A 17,369-nucleotide genomic window follows, 5' to 3' on the forward strand; every position below is an offset into this window, starting at 1 on the left:
GGCATGAGCCAGACCCAGTCGCAGCCCGCGGGCGCGACGACGACGACCGAGGCGGAAGGCGGGCTCGGCCTGCTCGACCAGGTCATCGGCGCCACCAAGCAGACCGAGAAGGACCGGGCGCAGGACCTGATCAAGGCGCTGACCGAGGAGGCGCTGAAGGGCACCGTGACCTTCAGCCGCAACCTCCAGCAGACCTTCGACCGCGCCATCGCCGCGATCGACGCCAAGGTCAGCGAGCAGCTCAACCAGATCATGCACCACGAGCGGTTCAGCAAGCTCGAGGGCTCCTGGCGCGGCCTGCACTACCTGGTGATGAACAGCGAGACCGGCGCCTCGCTGAAGCTGCGCCTCCTGCAGATCAGCAAGCGCGAGCTCTCGCGCGACCTGCAGCGCGCGGTCGAGTTCGACCAGTCGCAGCTCTTCAAGAAGATCTACGAGAACGAGTTCGGCACCCCGGGCGGCGAGCCCTATGCCGCGCTGATCGGCGACTACGAGTGGACGAACCACCCGGACGATGTCGAGACGCTGCGCCTGATGTCCTCGGTCGCCGCGGCCTCCTTCGCGCCCTTCATCTCGGCGGCCTCCGCCCAGATGTTCGGCATGAACGACTTCCGCGAGCTCTCGAAGCCGCGCGACCTCGCCAAGATCTTCGAGACGGCGGAATACACGAAGTGGCGCTCGCTGCGCGAGACCGAGGACAGCCGCTTCCTCGCCCTGGTCATGCCGCGCACCATCGCGCGCCTGCCTTACGGCTCGGCCACCGTGCCGGTCGAGGAGTTCGCCTACGAGGAAGCGCCCTATGACGCCAACGGCAAGCCGATGGCGATGGAGCACGAGCACTACTGCTGGATGAACGCCGCCTATGTCATGGGCGCGCGCCTGACCGACGCCTTCGCGCAGTACGGCTTCTGCGTCGCGATCCGCGGCGCGGAGGGCGGCGGCAAGGTCTCCAACCTGCCGACGCATGTCTTCACCTCCGACGACGGCGACACCGACACCAAGTGCCCGACCGAGATCGGCATCACCGACCGGCGCGAGGCGGAACTCTCGGGCCTCGGCTTCCTGCCGCTCTGCCATTACAAGAACACCGACTACTCCGTGTTCTTCGGCGCGCAATCCGTGCAGAAGCCGAAGAAGTACGACCGGCCGGAAGCCACCGCGAACGCGGCCATCTCGGCGCGCCTGCCCTACCTGATGGCGACGTCGCGCTTCGCGCACTTCCTCAAGGTGATGGCGCGCGACAAGATCGGCTCCTTCATGGAGGCGTCCGACGTCGAATCCTGGCTGAACCGCTGGATCCGCAACTACGTGAACTCCAACCAGCAGGCCGACCAGGAGACCAAGGCGCGCTACCCGCTGCGCGAGGCCAAGGTCGAGGTCAAGGAAGTCCCGGGCAAGCCCGGGGTCTACAACGCGGTCGCCTATCTGCGCCCGTGGCTGCAGATGGAGGAACTCTCGACCTCGATGCGCATGGTCGCGCGCATCCCGCAGAAGGCCTGACGCGACGGCGGGCGGGCAGGGGAGAGCGGCGTGGCGCCACGGCCGCACGACACCGACCCGCCCGCGGCGTTGCGCGCCGTGGTGCTCTCCGGCCGCTTCCTCGGCCGCGGCGCCGATGCCGCGGGCGCGGAGCGGCTGGCCGCCTTCATCGCCGGCTCCTCGGCCGCCGCGGCTCTCGCCGAGTGGTTCGGCGAAGGGCTCGGCCGGATCATCGCCCATGACGGCACCCCCGCGGGCCGCAAGGAGGCGATGGCGCGGCTCGAGGAGGCGGTGGACCGCGACATCGCCGCCCTCGACCGGTTGATCGGCGCGCAGCTCGACGCCGTCCTGCACCATGAGAGGCTGCGCCGCCTCGAGGGAAGCTGGCGCGCCCTGCACTGGCTGATCGAGCGCATCCCCTTCGGCGCGCGCATCAAGGCGCGGGTCTTCACCGCCCGCTGGGCCGAGCTCTGCCGCGACTTCGAGCGCGCCATCGAGTTCGACCAGTCCGCCCTCTTCAAGCAGGTCTATGAGGGCGAGTTCGGCACGCCGGGCGGCGAGCCCTTCGGCATGCTGGTCGCCGACTACGAGGTGCGCCACGCCCCCGGCCCGGGCAGCCCGACGGATGACGTGGCCGGGCTCGACGGCCTCGCCGGCGTCGCGGCCGCGGCCTTCGCCCCGGCGGTGATCGCGGCCCATCCCGCGCTCTTCGGCTTCGACACCTGGGGCGCGGTGAACGCCTCCTCCGACCTGACCGACGTGCTGCGCTCGGCCGACCGCACGCGCTGGCGCTCGCTGCAGGGGCGGGAGGACAGCCGCTTCCTCGCCGTGGTGCTGCCGCGCACGCTCGGCCGCGTGCCCTGGCCCGACGATGCGACGCGCGCCGACGGCTTTCGCTACCGCGAATACGCGCCGGGACCCGAGGACCGCGTCTGGATGAGCCCCGCCTATGCGCTCGCCGCCGCAGCCGTGCGCGCCTTCGCCCGCGCCGCCTGGCCCGCCGATGTGCGCGGGGCCACCATCTCGCACGAGGCCTCGGGCGGCGTGATCGAGAACCTGCCCGCCGAGCGCCTGCCCGGCGACCCGCGCGCCGGGACGCTGCGCCCGCCGACCGAGGTGATGCTGACCGACGACCAGGAACGCCAGGCGGTCGAGGCCGGCTTCGTGCCCTTCATCGGGCTCGAGATGCTGCCCGAAGGCTCCTTCGCCGCCACGCCCTCCATCCACCGCCCGCCGCGCATGACGGGGGAGACGGCGATGGCCGCGAACGCGAACCAGCGCCTTTCCGCGCAGTTCAACGCCATGCTCTGCGTCAGCCGCTTCGCCCATTGCGTGAAGCTGATGGGGCGCGACATGGTGGGCTCCTTCCGCACGGCCGACGAGATCCAGCGCCGGCTGCACAAATGGCTGCTCGGCTTCACCAACATCTCCTCGGGCGGCGGCGCGGCCGGGGCGAAATACCCGCTGCGCGACGCGCGGGTGGACGTGGTGGAGAAGCCGGGCCAGCCCGGCGTGTTCGGCTGCATCATCCAGTTGCAGCCGCACTACCAGTTGGATGAGGTGGGGGCGGCCTTCCGCCTCGTGACGGATCTCCAGGCGGCGAGGCAAGCGGCATGACCACGGCAGGCGACGCGTTCAGGGCGGGCGACATCAACGGCGCGGTGGCGGCCGCGACGGCGGCGGTCAAGGCCGCCCCGCGCGACGCCGGGGCGCGCTGGGTGCTCGCCGAGATGCTGCTCTTCGCCGGGGAGTTCGAGCGCGCCGACCGCGCCCTCGACGCCGTGATCGAGGAGACGCCCCTGCCCACGGTGATGGAGTTCCGCCAGCTCCTGCGCGCCGAGGTGACGCGCCGCCAGGTCCTCGGCGAGGGGCGCGTGCCGAAGTTCCAGGGCGATGACCCGACCGAGGCGCAGAAGGCCGCCGCCCGCGCGGTGACGCTGCTGCGCGCCGGCGATGGCGCGGGCGCCGCCGCCGCGGCCGCCGAGGTCGAGGCGCTGCGGCCGCGCGTCGCCGGGCGCCTCGGCGATGCCGCCTTCGACGACATGCGCGACGCCGACGACGTCTTCGCCGCCATGATCGAGGTCTATACCCTCTCGGGCGAATACATGTGGGTGCCGACCGAGCGCCTGCGCGCGCTCTCCTTCGACGCGCCGAAGCGCCCGCGCGACCTCTACTGGCGGCGCTGCTCGATCGAGATGAAGGACGGCCAGGAAGGCGTCGTCTACATCCCGGCGATCTACGGCTGGACGGCCAAGGACGCGCCGGACCCGCTGCGCCTCGGCCGCGGCACGGAATGGATGGAGGATGGCGGCCTCGTGCGCGGCCTCGGCCTGCGCGAGTTCCTCGTCGGAGAGGACGCGAAGACGGCGGCCGAACTGACCGACCTGACCTTCGACTGAGCCGCCCGCGCCGCACGCCATGAACACCGCGCCGTTGCCCCCGCAGCGCCCGGCCGTCCCGGTATAGGGGCGCGGCGATGAGCGACAACCGCGCCAGCGCGCGCATCCGCCTGCCGCTGCTCGACCGGCTGCTCGACGCCGACCCCGACAGCCCGCGCGACCCGCCGCTGTCGCAGGCGCTGGCGGTGGACATGCTGCGCCTTGCGGTGCGGCGCGATCTCGAGGCGCTGCTGAACGCGCGCCGCCGCCGCCTGCCGCTGCCGCCGGGCCTGACGGAACTGCCGGTCTCCCCGATCGGCTACGGCGTGCCCGACCCCACAGCCGGCAGCTTCACCGAGGAGGAGCGCCGCAGCGCCCTCTCGCGCGAGATCCAGGCCACCATCGCGCGCTTCGAGCCGCGCCTGACCGATGTGCGCGTCCAGCTCAGGAAGGAGGAGACGGAATCCATCGACCGCGTGCTGCGGCTGCGGATCGAGGCGATCCTGCGCACCGACCCGGTGCCCGAGCACATCTCCTTCGAGACGGTGGTGCGCCCGACCACCCTCGACGTGGCGGTGACGGAGGACTGAGCCGTGTCGGAATCGCTCCTCCCCTACTACAACCGGGAACTGCGCTCGATCCGCAAGCTCGCGGGCGAGTTCGCCGACGCCTATCCCAAGGTCGCCGCGCGCCTGCGCATCACGCCCGAGGCGGTGGACGACCCCTATGTCGAGCGCCTGCTCGAAGGGGTCGCCTTCATCGCCGCGCGGGTGCAGCAGCGCCTCGACGACGAGCTGCCCGAGTTCAGCGAGACGCTGCTCGACATGCTGGCGCCGCAGCTCCTCTCGCCGGTGCCCTCGATGACGACGCTGAAGGTGCATTCCCCGCCCGACGCGCAGGGGCCGGTGCGCGTGCCGCGCGGCCTGATGGTCGAGACCGAGCCCGTGCGCGGCGAGCCCGTGCGCTTCACCACCTGCCACGACGTCACCGTCTGGCCGCTGGCGGTGGAGGCGGTGCGGCTCTCGGGCCTGCCGATCGTCGCGCCGGCCAATCCGCGCGTGCAGGGGGCGATGGCGGTGCTGCGCCTGAGCCTGCGCGTGACCACGCCGGACCTGCCCTTCTCCCGCCTCGGCCTCGACCGTCTGCGGCTGCATCTGCGCGGCGTCGGCGCGCAGCCCGCGCTGCTGCACGAGCTGCTCTGCACCTCGACCCTCGGCGTCGCGCTCGCCGACAGCCCGGTGGACCCGCGCCCGACGCTGCTCGGCCCCGAGGCGCTCGAGCCCGCCGGCTTCGCGGCGGAGGAGGCGGCGCTGCCCTGGCCGAGCCGTTCCTTCGCCGGCTACCGCCTGCTGACCGAATGGTTCGCCTTCCCGGAGAAGTTCCTCTACCTCGACCTCACCGGGCTCGAGGCGCGCACGCTGCTGCAGGAGAGCGACAGGCTCGACGTCTTCATCTACCTCTCGCGCGCCATGCCGGAACTGGAGCGCATGCTCGGCGCGGAGGACATCGCGCTCGGCTGCACGCCGGCGGTCAACCTCTTCCCCCAGCGCTGCGAGCCCATCGCGCTCGACGGCACGCAGTCCGAATGGATGGTGGTGCCCGATGCCCGCCGTCCCGGCGCGCTCGAGATCTACGCCGTGGACAGCGTGCGCGAGAGCCGCCCGGATGGGCGCCGCCGCCAGGTGCTGCCCTTCTACCGCCTTGGGCGCGTGGACCAGGACGAGGCGAACACGGCCGAGGTCAACTACGTGACCTTCCGCCGCGGCGCGACGCCGCCGGTCACCGGCACCCAGACCTGGATCGAGCTGCGCGACGAGGCCTACGACCCCGCCCAGCCCGCCGAGGGCGTGCTGACGGTCGAGGCGCTGTGCTGCAACCGGGACCTGCCTGCGCTGCTGCCCTTCGGCGCCGGCCAGCCGCGGCTGCGCGTCGCGCAGGGCGGCGCGCCGGTCTCGATGGTGGACTGCATCTCCCCGCCCACGCCCACGCTGCGCCCGCGGCTGAACGACCGCGGCGCCTGGCGGCTGATATCGCATCTCGCGCTCAACCACCTCTCGGTGACGGGCGGCGAATCCGGCGCCTCCGCGCTGCGCGAGATCCTGCGCCTGCACGACCTGCGCGATACCGCCGAGACGCGCGCCGCCCTCGCCGCGCTCGTCGCCGTCGAGACGAAGCCCGGCGTGGCGCGCGTGCCGGGCGGGCGCGCCGGGGCCTTCGTGCGCGGCCTCGACGTGACGCTGACCTTCGACGCGCAGGCCTGGCAGTCGGCGGGCCTCTACCCGCTCGCCCAGATCCTCGAACGCTTCCTCGCGCTGCAGGTCTCGGTCAACGCCTTCTCCCGAACGCTGGTGGCGCTGCGCGGCCGGCCCGGGCTGGTGGCGCGCTTCGCCCCGCGCAGCGGCACGCGGATGCTGCTGTGAGCGGGCCCGAGACCCCGGCATCCGGCGCCGAGCCGCCGCCATCCGATCCGGCCCCGGAAGCCGAGGCGCCGCCCGCGCTGCCGGACATCGCGGCGATGGCGGTCGCGACGGAGGAGGCCGCCGCCGCGACCCGCCCGCCGCCCGAGCCGCCGCCTTCCCCGGTGCTGATCGCCCTCAGCCCGGTCGAGCGCCTGCGCCGCGAGCCGGCGCGCTTCGACATCGACCAGGCGGCGATGATCGCCCTCGCCGCCTCCGGCCTGCCGCGCGACGAGCCCGAGGAACTCCGCCTGCGCACCGGCACGCGCCTCGCCATGCCCGGCGGCGCGGTCCTCGCGGCGAAGCCGGCCGAGGGCGAGCTCACGCTCGGCACCTTCGGGCTGACGGGCGCGGGCGGCGCGCTGCCGCGCCACCATTCGGCGATGGTCGCGGCCGAGCAGCGCAAGCGGTCGCTCGCGCTGCACGCCTTCCTCGACATGCTCGGCCGCCGCACCACCGGCCTCTATGTGAAGGCGGGCGCGAAATACCGGCCGACCCGCAACCCCGAGCCGACCGAGCGCGCCCTCTCGGCCGCCATCGGCATGGCCACGCCCCATCTCGTGGACCGGCTGCGGCTGCCGAAGCAAGCGCTGCTCTATCACGCGGGCAACCTCGCCGCCCGCAGCCGCAGCGCCGAGCGCCTGCGGGCCATGCTCGAGGCCGAGACCGGCCGGCGCGTCGAGATCGAGGAGTTCGCCGGCGGCTTCATCCGCCTGCCCGAGAGCGAGCAGACACGGCTGCCGAAGGGGCGGGACGCGCCGCAGCATGCCGCGCTCGGCGTCTCGGCCGCGGCCGGTGCGCAGGTCTGGGACCCGCAGGCGCGGCTGATCATCCGCTTCGGCCCGCTCGGCCGCGCCGAGTTCGAATCGCTGCTGCCGGGCACGCCGGCCTGGCTGCGCATCACGCAGCTCGCGCGGCTCTTCGTCGGCCCGGATACCGCCTTCGCCGTCAACCTAGTGCTGCGCGCCGATGAGGTGCCCGCCGCGAACCTCGCCGCCGGCGCGCGGCTCGGCTGGACCTCCTGGATGGGCGCCTCGCGGCCGCGCCGCAAGGATGCGCGCGACGCGCTGTTCGAACCGCGCGAGGTCGTGTGACCGGCCCGCCGCCTCCCCTTCCGTGAAGGCCCCAGCCCGATGAGCGACGCGAAGTCCCGATACGGCGCCGCGGATGTCCGCTACGTCTCCGCCTTCCAGCCCGAGGCGGCGCCGCCGATGCTGCGCTATGCGCTCGCCGTCGCCGACACTGTCTGGAACCCCGCCGACCCGGAGCGCCTGACCGTGCTCGACATCGGCTGCGGGCGCGGCGTGACCGCGGCGCTGCTCGCCGCGGCCAATCCGGGCTGGGAGGTGATCGGCCTCGACCTCCAGCCCGCCCATGTCGCCGAGGCGCGCGAACTCGCCGCCGCCGCCGGCCTGCCCAATCTCCGCTTCCTCGAGGCCGACCTCGCCGAGCCCACCGAGGAGGGCTGGGCGCGCCTGCTGCCCGAGGTGGATGTCGTCATCTGCTACGGCGTCTGGACCTGGGTGCCCGACATCGTGCGGGAGGGCATCCTCCGCCTGCTCAAGAGCCGGGTGAAGGCCGGCGGCGTCGTGCTGATGGGTTACAACGCGCTGCCCGGCTTCGCGGACTGCATCGTGCTGCAGCGGCTGATGGACGACATCGCGCGCGCCGTCAGCGGCACGCCGGAGGAGCGGGGCAGCGCCGCGCTCGAGGCCATCGCCGCGCTGCGCGCCGCCGGCGCGAGCTACCTGCCCGAGGACGCCGTGTTCGAACGGCTGGTGAAGGCCGCGAGACGCGCGCCCGCCTACATGGTGCATGAATGGCTGACGAGCTTCTGGCGGCCCGTTTTCCATGCCGACCTCGCGCGGGAGATGACGCGCGCGCGGCTCGACTACGGCGGCACCGCCAATCCGGGCCGCAGCCTGCCCGCGCTGCAACTGAGCCCGGAGCAGCGCGAGGCCGTCGCCGCCCTGCCCGAGGGTGTCCCGCGCGAGACGCTCAGCGACCTCTTCATCGGCCGCCGCTTCCGCACCGACATCTTCGTGCGCGGCCGCCGCCCGGGCGGGCGCCGCATGCTCGCCGGGCTGCGCCTGATGCCCAACGCCGCGCCCGAGGCCATGGAGATCGAGGTGCCGACGAAGGTCGGCCCGGCCGTGCTGCCGCCCGAGATCGTCGCGCCCATCGCCGCCGCCTTCGCCAAGGGGCCGCAGCGGATGGGCGACATCGCCGCGCTGCCCGAACTGCGCGAGCTGAACGCCGCCGAACTTGCGGTGATGCTGGTCGAGAGCCACAGCGCCCTGCCCATGTGGCGGGACGTACCCGGCCCCGGCCCGGCCACCGCGGCCGCCCGGCGCTGCACGGCGGCGCTGCTCGACGCCTTCGCGCGGGAGGGGGTGGCCACGGGCGTCTTCGGCGCGCCGGTGCCCGCCCTCGGCTCCGCGATCGTCGCCACCACCTCGGACCTCGCGGTGATCGCCGCGCTGCAGGACGGCGTCGCGGCGGAGCCGGCCGCGCTCGCCGAACGGCTGCTGGATGCGGGCGCACCACCGGATGTCAGGGCGCAGGGGATCGAGGCGATCACCCGCCTTCTGGACCGCCGGCTCTTCGCCTGGCGCATGATGGGGCTGGTGTGAACCGCTTCGGATGCGGCGCCCCGCCCGTGCTGCTATACAACCGAAGATCGAAGGAGGTCCGCCCATGACCCGCTCGCTTCTCGTCGCCGGCGCCGCCGCGCTCGCGCTCTTCGCCGGCACCCCGGCAGGCTTCGCCCAGTCCGACCCCGCCGCGCTGCAGCTCATCGAACGCCTCCGCCCGCAGTCCGGCGGGCAGACCCGCGGCATCCGCGTCCCCGGGGCGCCCGGCAGCGCGCCCGCCGACAGCGCGCCGGTCCAGCCCGCCCCCGTCTTCGGCCAGCCGCCCGCGAGCCAGCCGCCCGCCGCGGTGGCGGGGCCGGGGGCGCCCGCCACCTCCGTGCCCAGCACCTCGCGCCCCTCGCAGGCGGTGGCCCGCCCGCCGATGCGCGAGACCACCTCGGACCTGCCCTCGGCCTCGATCACGGTGAACTTCCCGACCGGCTCCTGGGCCATCTCCCCGGCGGCCGAACGCGCGCTCGCCCCGCTCGGCCGGGCGCTCACCTCGCAGGAACTCGCCGGCTACCGCTTCCGCATCGAGGGCCATACCGACACGGTCGGCAGCGCCGAGGCCAACCAGATCCTGTCCGAGCGCCGCGCCGCGGCGGTGCGCGACTACCTGATCAACAAGTTCGGCGTGGATCCTGCGCGCCTCGTCGCCGTCGGGCTCGGGCAGACGCAGCTCCTGGTGCCGACGCCGGACAACACCCCGAACGCGCAGAACCGCCGCGTGCAGGTGGTCAACATCGGCGGCTGACGGGCCGGGCGTGACCGACCCGGACGCGACCGTCCGGCTGCCGCCGCGCACCGCACCCGCGGGCGCGGCGCCGGCCGCGGCGCGCGGGCCGGCGCGGCGCGGCGCGCCCTGGATCATCGGCCTCGCCGGCCTTGTGCTCGCGGCCGGGGCGGGAGGGATCGCGGCCTGGATGTGGCTCGCGCCCGCACCGCCGGCCGAGCCGCCCTCCAAGCCCGAACCGCCGGCCGTCGCGAGCCCGGCGCCCCCCGCGCCGTCGCCTTCGCCCGCGCCGGTCGCGCGCCTTCCGGTCCCCACGCCGGTGCCCGTGCCGGTTCCGGCGCGCCCGCCGGCCGAGCTGGACCTGCCGCGCCTCGCCTCCGAGGAGGCGATCCGCGAGCACCGTGCGACGGCGCCGACCTTGTTCCGCCTTGCGGAGAATCCGCGCGTCTTCGTCGTGGATTTCCCCGGCCTCGACAGCCAGGGCGCCACCTTCAACCGCGCCGCCGCGCTGATCGAGAAGGCCGGGCAGCCGCGCGACCGGGTGCTCGACGACGCGGCGCTCGCCGCCGCCATCGCGCGCAGCGGGGACACCGCGGCGACCTACTACTACGGCCACAACTACCGCGGCCGCGACCTCGAACGCTTCTTCGCCCTCGCCGAGCGCGACGGCATCGCGCTGAACGAGCAGGAACGCTGGCTGCGCGGCCAGCTCGCGCGCATCCGCGCCGTGCTGCCGCCGGGGGAGGAGTATGCGGTCATCTCCGTGCCCGGCGTCGAGCCGCGCGTGGATGCCAAGATGCGCCAGGCCATCCTGCATCACGAGATCGGCCACGGGCACTTCTTCACCAACCCCGCCTTCGCCCGGCATGTGATGGAGGTCTGGCGCGACGTCTTCACCGAGCAGGAGCGCGCCCGATTCCGCGCCTTCCTCGAACGCGAGGGCTACGACCCGACGCTCGAGGAGGTGATGGTCAACGAGGCCATGGCCTATCTGCTCTACACGCCCGATGCGCGCTTCTTCTCGCCCGCCCATGTGGGGCTCGACGATGCGCGGGCGGAGGAACTGCGCGCGGCGCTGCGGGTGCGCGCGCCGCGCTGATACCCTGCGGACAAGGGAAAGACGTTTGTCCGCCGGGTAACAGGATCCGGTTCCGCGCACGGCCGCCCCGCCGGCCCCGCGCGCCATACCAGCGGGCGAAAGGTCAAACCTGTCGCCCGCTGGCATGATTCGCGGCGGACCAGGGATCGCCCGCCGTCCGCGGGTTTTCGGGACCTGGTTCGGCGCACGGCCGCGCCGCCGGCCCGGCGCCGTCCGCGCAGCCCAAGGGCTATCCGATCTTGGCTCAACCCGGGCGCGGCACGCGGGAGAGCAGGTCGAGCAGCGCGGCCCAGTGCCGTTCCGCCGCCACCGGGTCGAAGCCCCCGGAATCCGGCTGGGCGAAGCCGTGATGCGTGCCGGCGTAGCGCTCGATGCGGTGCGTGGCGCCGCTTGCCGCCATGGCCTGCGCCACCGCCTCCGGCACGCCCGCGGGCACATAGGGGTCGTGCTCGGCGAAGCAGAGATACGCCTCGCCGCCCGTGATGCGCGGCAGCCAGAGATGCGGGCTGTCCGCCGCCTCGGTCACCATGCGCGTGCCGTAGAACGAGGCCGCGGCGACGATGCGCGCCGGTTGCTCCGCCAGCGCCTGCAGCGCGAAGCGGCCCGACATGCAATAGCCCACCGCCGCGCCGGGCCGCGCCGGCGAGACGCCGAGCGCATCCAGCATGGCCGGCAGGTCCGCGCGGAACTCGGCATGCCCATAGGCGCGCGCGAGGGAGAAGATCCGCTCGCGCTCCGCGTCGCCCTCCCGGCTGAAGGCGGCGCGGTCGAAGCCGACCTCGCGCAGGGCGCGCCAGTAGAGGTTGGGCAGCAGCGCCCGGTAGCCCGCCGCGGCCAGCCGCGCGGCCATGCCGTGCAGCGCCGGCCGCACCCCCGGCGCGTCCATCAGCACCAGCACCGCGGGCGCGGCGTCCGGTCGGTCCTCGGGCGCGTAGAGATGCGCGTTGATCGCCCCGCCCGGCGCCGGGATGTCGAGTGCGCGTGCCGTGATCGCCATTCCGTCCCTCCGTCGCCGCGCCGTCAGCGGCGCGCGACCGTCTCCACGACAACCGGGCGGATGATCACGCGCGTCCCGGTGGCGCGCGCGTTGCGCAGCGCCGCGGCCAGCGCCGCGACATAGTCCGCTTGGCGCTCCACCACCGGCCGCGTCGCGCCGAAGAGCGGCCGGTCGGAGGCGATGACCACGGCGAGGTCCGTCCCGTAGGGCTCGTCCACGATCCAGCCCGGGAAACTGCCCTGCGGCTCGCCCAGGCGGATCTGCGCGCCGGCCTGCTGCAGCGCCGATGGCACCAGGTTCGCGACCTCGCCCGAATGCATGAAGTAGGCGACGTAGAGATGCGCCGGCCAGTCGGGCATCACCACGTCGAGCCGCATCAGCTCGTCCTTCTGCAGTGGCAGGCGGCCGACGACGGAGACGGAGGGCGGCGCGCCGGGCGGGCCCAGGAAGGGCCGCAGCAGGTCGAGCGCCTCGCAGAAGGCGCCGTCGAAGGGCGTGAGCGAGAGCCGCGCCGCATCCTCCGGCACGCCGCGCTGCGCCAGCGCGGCGCGCACGGAGGGCTCGTCCGAGCGGCGGACCACGCCGGTCAGGGTCAGGGTGCGGTCGGTCGCCGACCAGGCGATGAGCGAGCAGGGGGTGGAGAAGGCGATGGCCTGCGCCGCGGCGCGCAGGTCGAGCCTCGCGATCCGGTCGCGCTCGGCCTGCTGGCGCGCGGCCTCCTCGCGCGCGAGGCGATCGCGCTCGGCCTGTTCGCGGGCGAGCCGCTCCGCCTCCTGCCGTGCGGCCTGCTCGCGCGCGAGACGGTCGCGTTCCGCCGCCTCGCGGGCCAGCCGCTCGCGCTCGGCCTGTTCGCGGGCAAGCCGCTCCGCCTCCTGCCGTGCGGCCTGCTCGCGCGCGAGACGGTCGCGTTCGGCCGCCTCGCGGGCCAGCCGATCGCGCTCGGCGGCCTCGCGGGCGAGGCGTTCGCGTTCGGCCTGCTCGCGCTCGGCCTGCTGGCGCGCCTGCTGCTCGCGCGCGATGCGGTCGCGCTCGGCGGCCTCGCGCGCGGCCTGCTCGGCGGCCAGACGCTCTCGCTGCGCCTGCTCGCGGGCCGCCTGGTCGCGCGCGGCGGCCTCGCGCTCGGCGGCGAGGCGGGCGGCCTGCTCGGCGGCGGCGCGCTCCTGCGCCGCGCGGGCCTGCGCCTCGGCCAGCCGCTGGGCCTCGGCGGCGGCGCGCTCACGCTCGGCGGCGTCGCGCGCGGCCTGGGCCTGCGCCTCGGCCTGGCGCTGCAACTGGGCGGCGGCGGCTGCGCGCTCGCGCTCTGCGGCCTCGCGGACGGCGGCTTCCTGCGCGAGCTGGGCCTGCCGCGCCTGATCGGCCGCCTCGCGCGCGAGCCGTTCCTGGCGTTCGCGCTCGGCGATCGCGGGGTCGGGCCCAGCGCCTGGCCCCATCACGAAGTACCAGCCGGCGACGAGCGCGACGATCAGCGCCGCCGCGCCGCCCGCGATCAGCGCGACCGGCGCGCCGCGGCCGGCTGGCGGGGCCGCGCCGGGGCCGGGGCGACCGCCCGGCGGGGGCTCATGCATCGTCCCCCCGGCCGGCGGGCGGCCGGCGACGATGGTCGCATCCTCGTTCAGCCCGGGCAGGCCGGGCAGGCCGGCGGTCGGGGCGGCCTGCCCCGCGGCGGCGTTGCGGATCGCCTCCGCGAACTCGGCGGCGGAGGCGAAGCGGTCCTCGGGCCGCTTGGCCAGCGCGCGGGCGATCACCGCGTCGAAGCCGCGCGGCGTGGTGACCGAAAGCTGCGAGGGCGGCGGCGGCTCGGTGTGCAGCGCCTTGTGCATCACGGCGGAGAAGCCGCCCTCGAAGGGCTTCTCCCCGGTCAGCAGCTGGTAGAGCATCACGCCCGCGGCCCAGATGTCGGCGCGCAGATCCACCGGCTCGCCGCGGAACTGCTCGGGCGCCATGTAGGAGGGCGTGCCGATCAGCGTGCCCACCTGCGTCATGGACGAGTTCTCAAGCCGGGCGATGCCGAAATCGGCGATCTTCACCTGCCCGTCGGTGGTCAGCATGATGTTGCCGGGCTTGATGTCCCGGTGCACCACGCCGCGCTGGTGCGAATACTGCAGCGCCGCGCAGACCTCGCTCATGATCCGCACGATCTCGGGGATGGTGAAGCGCTCGTGGCGGTCGAGCCGGCCCTTGAGGCTGCCGCCCTCGACCAGCTCCATCACGATCCAGGCCTGGGTCGCGTTCTCCCCGTAGTCGTAGACGCCGACGATGTTGGGGTGGGAGAGGCGGCCCGCCGCCTGCGCCTCGCGCCGGAAGCGGGCATGGGCCTCGACAGCCTCGGGGTCGTTCTCGCTCGGGCGGTTGACGACCTTGATGGCCACGCGGCGCTCGATGATGCGGTCCACCGCGTCATAGACCGTGCCCATCGCGCCGGCGCCGAGCGTGCCCCGCACCTCGTATTTCTGGTTCAGCTCCGGTGGCAGCATGGACCTTCGGCGTCTCCGGCTCGCGGCATCCGCATCGCGCGGATGCTACAGCCCTTCCCCGCGGATGTCGTCAACGGCCTCGCCGGCAAGGCGCGGCATGCGATCCGCCTCACCCGCCGCGGGCCGGGGCCGCCATCGCCGCGCGCGGCCCCGCGCCGCCCTCTCGCCGCCCGTCGCCGATCAGCACGAAGGGCGCCCAGTAGTAGGGATGCGCGAAGGCGGCCGGCAGCGCCCGCCCGGCCTCCTCGAGCATCAGCAGCTGCGCCCCGCGCAGCGCCGCCGCCGAGGCCGCGCCGGCCTGCTGGCGCCGCAGCGTGTCGGCCACGGTCAGCGCGGCGGCGGCGTCGTCCACCGCCCAGTGCGTGACCATCAGCCCGCGGGCGCCGGCATAGAAGAAGGCGCGCGCGAGGCCCGACAGCGCCTCGCCCCCGCCCTCGCCGCCGGGCCCGCCGGTGTTGCAGGCCGAGAGGATCACGAGATCGGCGTCCATCTTCAGGTCCAGCACCTCGCTCGCCTTCAGGAAGGCGGGATCGGCCGAGGGCGCCCCGCCCGGCGCCGAGGCCACGACCGATGGCTCGGCGAGGCAGGAGAGTTCGCCCGGCAGCAGCGCATGGGTCGCGAGATGCACGATGCGGTACTGGTCCAGCCGCTGCCGCCGCAGATTCGCGATGGTGAATTCCGCCCCCAGGATCGCGCGGTCCGGCGCGGCGCCGAGCAGCTGGCGCGAGGCCAGCACCTCCGCCCGCGTGCCCGGCAGGCGCCCGAGGCCGGTGGCCAGCCGGGCATCCGGCCCGCAGCGGCCGGGCGGGAAGGAGCGGGCGAACTGCGCCGCGCTCGGCGGCACGAAATCCCCGAAGCCGATATAGGGCAGGGGGGCGGCCGAGCCCGTCCCGGCCGCGCGCAGCGTGACCAGCGTCTGCGGGCTCGGCACATGCGTGATGGCGTGGCGGCGGATCAGCCAGGAGGCCTGCGCGAGCGCCTCCGGCCCCGCGGGTGCTTCGAGCAGCAGGCCGAAGGGCAGGGCGAGCAGCGGCCCGTCCGGGGCCACGACGAGCGTCGCCGCGCCGTCGAGCAGCGGCGCGAGCGGGGCCACCAGCAGCCGGTGCAGCTCATGCGCCGCCGCGGTGTCGAAGCGCGGCACGCCGCCCGGGCCGATCTCGGCCGAGCGCCGCACGCGCCCGACCAGCGCCTCGACGTCCTGCTCGCCCACCGGCACGCGCTGCGCCTCCACCCGCCCCGCGCGCAGCGCGATGACGAAGCCCTCGCGCGGGCCGAACAGCATCGTCAGCAGCGCCTCGTCGCGCCCGAGCGCGCGCGCCACGCTGTCCGCATCCACCGCCGCGAGCAGGAGCTGGCGGTAGCCCGGCGCGGCGGAGGCGACCTGGCTCTCGGCCTCCGCCCGGCGCTGCTGCGCGGCGGCGATGCGCGCATCGAGCGCGGCGTTCTGCCCGGTCGCGGCGTCGCGCTCGGCGAAGAGTTCGCGCAGTTCGCGGTCGGCGTCCTGCAGGCTCCGCACCGCGCCCTGCACCGCCTGGTTGCCTTCCGACACGCCGAGCCGGGCCGAGGCCTGCTGCACGTAGCGCGCCGTGCTCGACCGCTGGGCGAGCTGGGCGGCGCCGAACATCTCGGCGCGCAGGGCGGCGGCGGCGGCCGGGTTGGCGGCGGCCTCGCGGTCGAGGGCGTCGAGATAGGGCACCACCAGCGCGACCGGCAGGCCGATCTGCCGCGCGCGCAGGATGGCCGCGCCGGCGCGGAAGGCGGCCAGCGCGTCCTCCCGCCGGCCCGTCCGCATCCGCTGCTGCCCGGCGAGGAAGAGCGTCACCGCCTCGGGCCGCTCGCCGGGTGCCGCGATGCTGAATCGCGTGGCCGCGCGTTCGAGCAGCGAGGCGGCGGCAGCGGTGCGGCCGAGGCTGATGTCGGCGCCGGCCTCGGTGCGCAGTGCCCGCCCCACCATCATGTTGGGCTCGAGCCCGGCGCGGCGCAGCACCAGCCGCGCCTCGGCGACCAGCGCCGGCGCCTCCGCCGCCCGGCCCGCGCGCGTCAGCGCCACCGCGCGGTTGCGCTTGGCCTCGGCAAGGCCGAGCACCGCCGACTGCGACACGGGATCGGCGACGAGGTCGGCGATCTCCTGCTCCCGCTGCGTCTGCGCCGCCATCGGCACATGCGTCGCGTAGCGCGCCTCGGCCTCCTGCAGCAGCCCGATGGCACGGACGGCATCGCCCGCGTTCAGCGCGTGCAGGCCGCGATAATGCAGCAGGCGCGCGGGCGTCACCGGGTCCGCCGCGCGCGGGGCCAGCGCGGCGGCGCGGTCGAGCAGCACCTGCGCCTCCGCCAGCCGCCGCTGGTTCGAGAGGTTGACCGCGAGATGCAGCATCGCCGTCGCTGTATTGGGGTTGTCCGCGCCAAGGACGCGCTCCTGCACGGCGAGCGCGGCGCGGTAGGCGTCCTCGGCGGCGGCGAAGTTCTCGGTCTGGTTGAGGTCGCGCCCGAGCGTCATGAGCTGCTCGTAGCGCCCGACATCGGCGGTGCCGAAAGCATCGGCCGAAAGGCGCGCGACCGCGAGCTCGAGCGCCGCCGAGCGCCCGCCCGCCGCGGCCACGCCCGTGCCCGGCCCGCGCCCGGCGGCGAGCCTCTCGATCACCGGCAGCGCCGTCGCCACGCCATCGGCCACCACCGGCCCGGAAGGGCCCGCCGTGACCAGTGCGACATGCGGCCAGCCACCGGCGCGCCGCGTGCAGGCGAGCAGCCGCGCCTCGCCGCCCCCGGCGATGGTGGTGCGGGTGGGCGGCGCGCAGGTCACGCGCTGGTCGAGCCATGTCCGCCACATCCCGCCCGCCGCCAGCGCATCGAGCTCCGCCGGGCCGGCGCTGCCCGAGAGTTCGAGCACCCGCGCCGCCGGCTGGGTCCAGCCGCCGCAGAACACCTCGCGCGCGCGCAGCACCGGCCGGTCGGCGGGCAGGCTGCGGCCGGGCTGGACCTGGCAGGCCTCGTTGCGGGCATCGGTGCCGGCCGGCTCGCCCGCCGTGGCGGTGGCGCCGCGCGTCACATAGGCGTCGGGCGGCGGCGCCGCGCAGGCGGCGAGGCAGGCCAGCGCGGCCGCGGCAAGCGAGGCGCGCATCG

The 17,369-nt window shown here is 75.0% G+C and carries 12 protein-coding genes; 9 read left to right on the forward strand and 3 right to left on the reverse strand.

The window, feature by feature from the left end:
- Window positions 1-3: 3 nt before the first annotated feature.
- From tssC (FHS88_RS13745) to FHS88_RS13785, 9 genes are all read left to right on the forward strand, one after another.
- Window positions 4-1,500 carry a type VI secretion system contractile sheath large subunit gene (gene tssC, locus FHS88_RS13745; RefSeq protein ID WP_184485605.1) on the forward strand — a complete coding sequence of 499 codons (1,497 nt, stop codon included), beginning with the start codon at window positions 4-6 and terminating at the stop codon, window positions 1,498-1,500.
- Between the two features lie 30 nt (window positions 1,501-1,530).
- Window positions 1,531-3,096, forward strand: coding sequence for a type VI secretion system contractile sheath large subunit (gene tssC / locus FHS88_RS13750; protein ID WP_184485607.1), 1,566 nt, complete (start codon window positions 1,531-1,533; stop codon window positions 3,094-3,096).
- Window positions 3,093-3,878: a type VI secretion system accessory protein TagJ gene (locus FHS88_RS13755; RefSeq protein ID WP_184485609.1), complete on the forward strand. Its 786-nt coding sequence runs from the start codon at window positions 3,093-3,095 to the stop codon at window positions 3,876-3,878. Before tssC (FHS88_RS13750) ends, FHS88_RS13755 begins: the two co-directional genes overlap by 4 nt.
- A gap of 77 nt (window positions 3,879-3,955) precedes the next feature.
- Entirely contained in the window at window positions 3,956-4,447 is a 492-nt protein-coding gene (tssE, locus tag FHS88_RS13760) for a type VI secretion system baseplate subunit TssE (protein WP_184485611.1), read from the forward strand.
- 3 nt (window positions 4,448-4,450) lie between these two features.
- Window positions 4,451-6,277, forward strand: a complete 1,827-nt coding sequence (gene tssF / locus FHS88_RS13765; protein WP_184485619.1) for a type VI secretion system baseplate subunit TssF — start codon at window positions 4,451-4,453, stop codon at window positions 6,275-6,277.
- Window positions 6,274-7,407, forward strand: coding sequence for a type VI secretion system baseplate subunit TssG (gene tssG, locus FHS88_RS13770; RefSeq protein ID WP_184485627.1), 1,134 nt, complete (start codon window positions 6,274-6,276; stop codon window positions 7,405-7,407). The genes tssF and tssG overlap by 4 nt, the downstream gene beginning before the upstream one ends.
- Before the next feature lie 39 nt (window positions 7,408-7,446).
- Entirely contained in the window at window positions 7,447-8,946 is a 1,500-nt protein-coding gene (locus FHS88_RS13775; protein WP_184485629.1) for a class I SAM-dependent methyltransferase, read from the forward strand.
- Between the two features lie 64 nt (window positions 8,947-9,010).
- Window positions 9,011-9,700: an OmpA family protein gene (locus FHS88_RS13780; protein ID WP_184485631.1), complete on the forward strand. Its 690-nt coding sequence runs from the start codon at window positions 9,011-9,013 to the stop codon at window positions 9,698-9,700.
- Window positions 9,701-9,710: 10 nt separating this feature from the next.
- Entirely contained in the window at window positions 9,711-10,778 is a 1,068-nt protein-coding gene (locus tag FHS88_RS13785) for a hypothetical protein (RefSeq protein WP_184485633.1), read from the forward strand.
- A gap of 244 nt (window positions 10,779-11,022) precedes the next feature.
- Here FHS88_RS13785 and FHS88_RS13790 read toward each other — a convergent pair whose 3' ends face one another.
- The 3 genes from FHS88_RS13790 to FHS88_RS13800 form a co-directional block, all read right to left on the reverse strand.
- Entirely contained in the window at window positions 11,023-11,775 is a 753-nt protein-coding gene (locus tag FHS88_RS13790; RefSeq protein ID WP_184485635.1) for a dienelactone hydrolase family protein, read from the reverse strand.
- A 23-nt stretch (window positions 11,776-11,798) separates the two neighbouring features.
- Window positions 11,799-14,249: a protein kinase domain-containing protein gene (locus FHS88_RS13795; protein ID WP_184485637.1), complete on the reverse strand. Its 2,451-nt coding sequence runs from the start codon at window positions 14,247-14,249 to the stop codon at window positions 11,799-11,801.
- A gap of 109 nt (window positions 14,250-14,358) precedes the next feature.
- The gene (locus FHS88_RS13800) at window positions 14,359-17,367 is read right to left on the reverse strand and encodes a CHAT domain-containing protein (protein ID WP_184485639.1); all 3,009 of its coding nucleotides are present in this window, start codon (window positions 17,365-17,367) and stop codon (window positions 14,359-14,361) included.
- Window positions 17,368-17,369 lie beyond the last annotated feature (2 nt).

Origin of the sequence: Neoroseomonas alkaliterrae, assembly GCF_014199195.1 — a bacterium.
GTDB lineage: Bacteria > Pseudomonadota > Alphaproteobacteria > Acetobacterales > Acetobacteraceae > Neoroseomonas > Neoroseomonas alkaliterrae.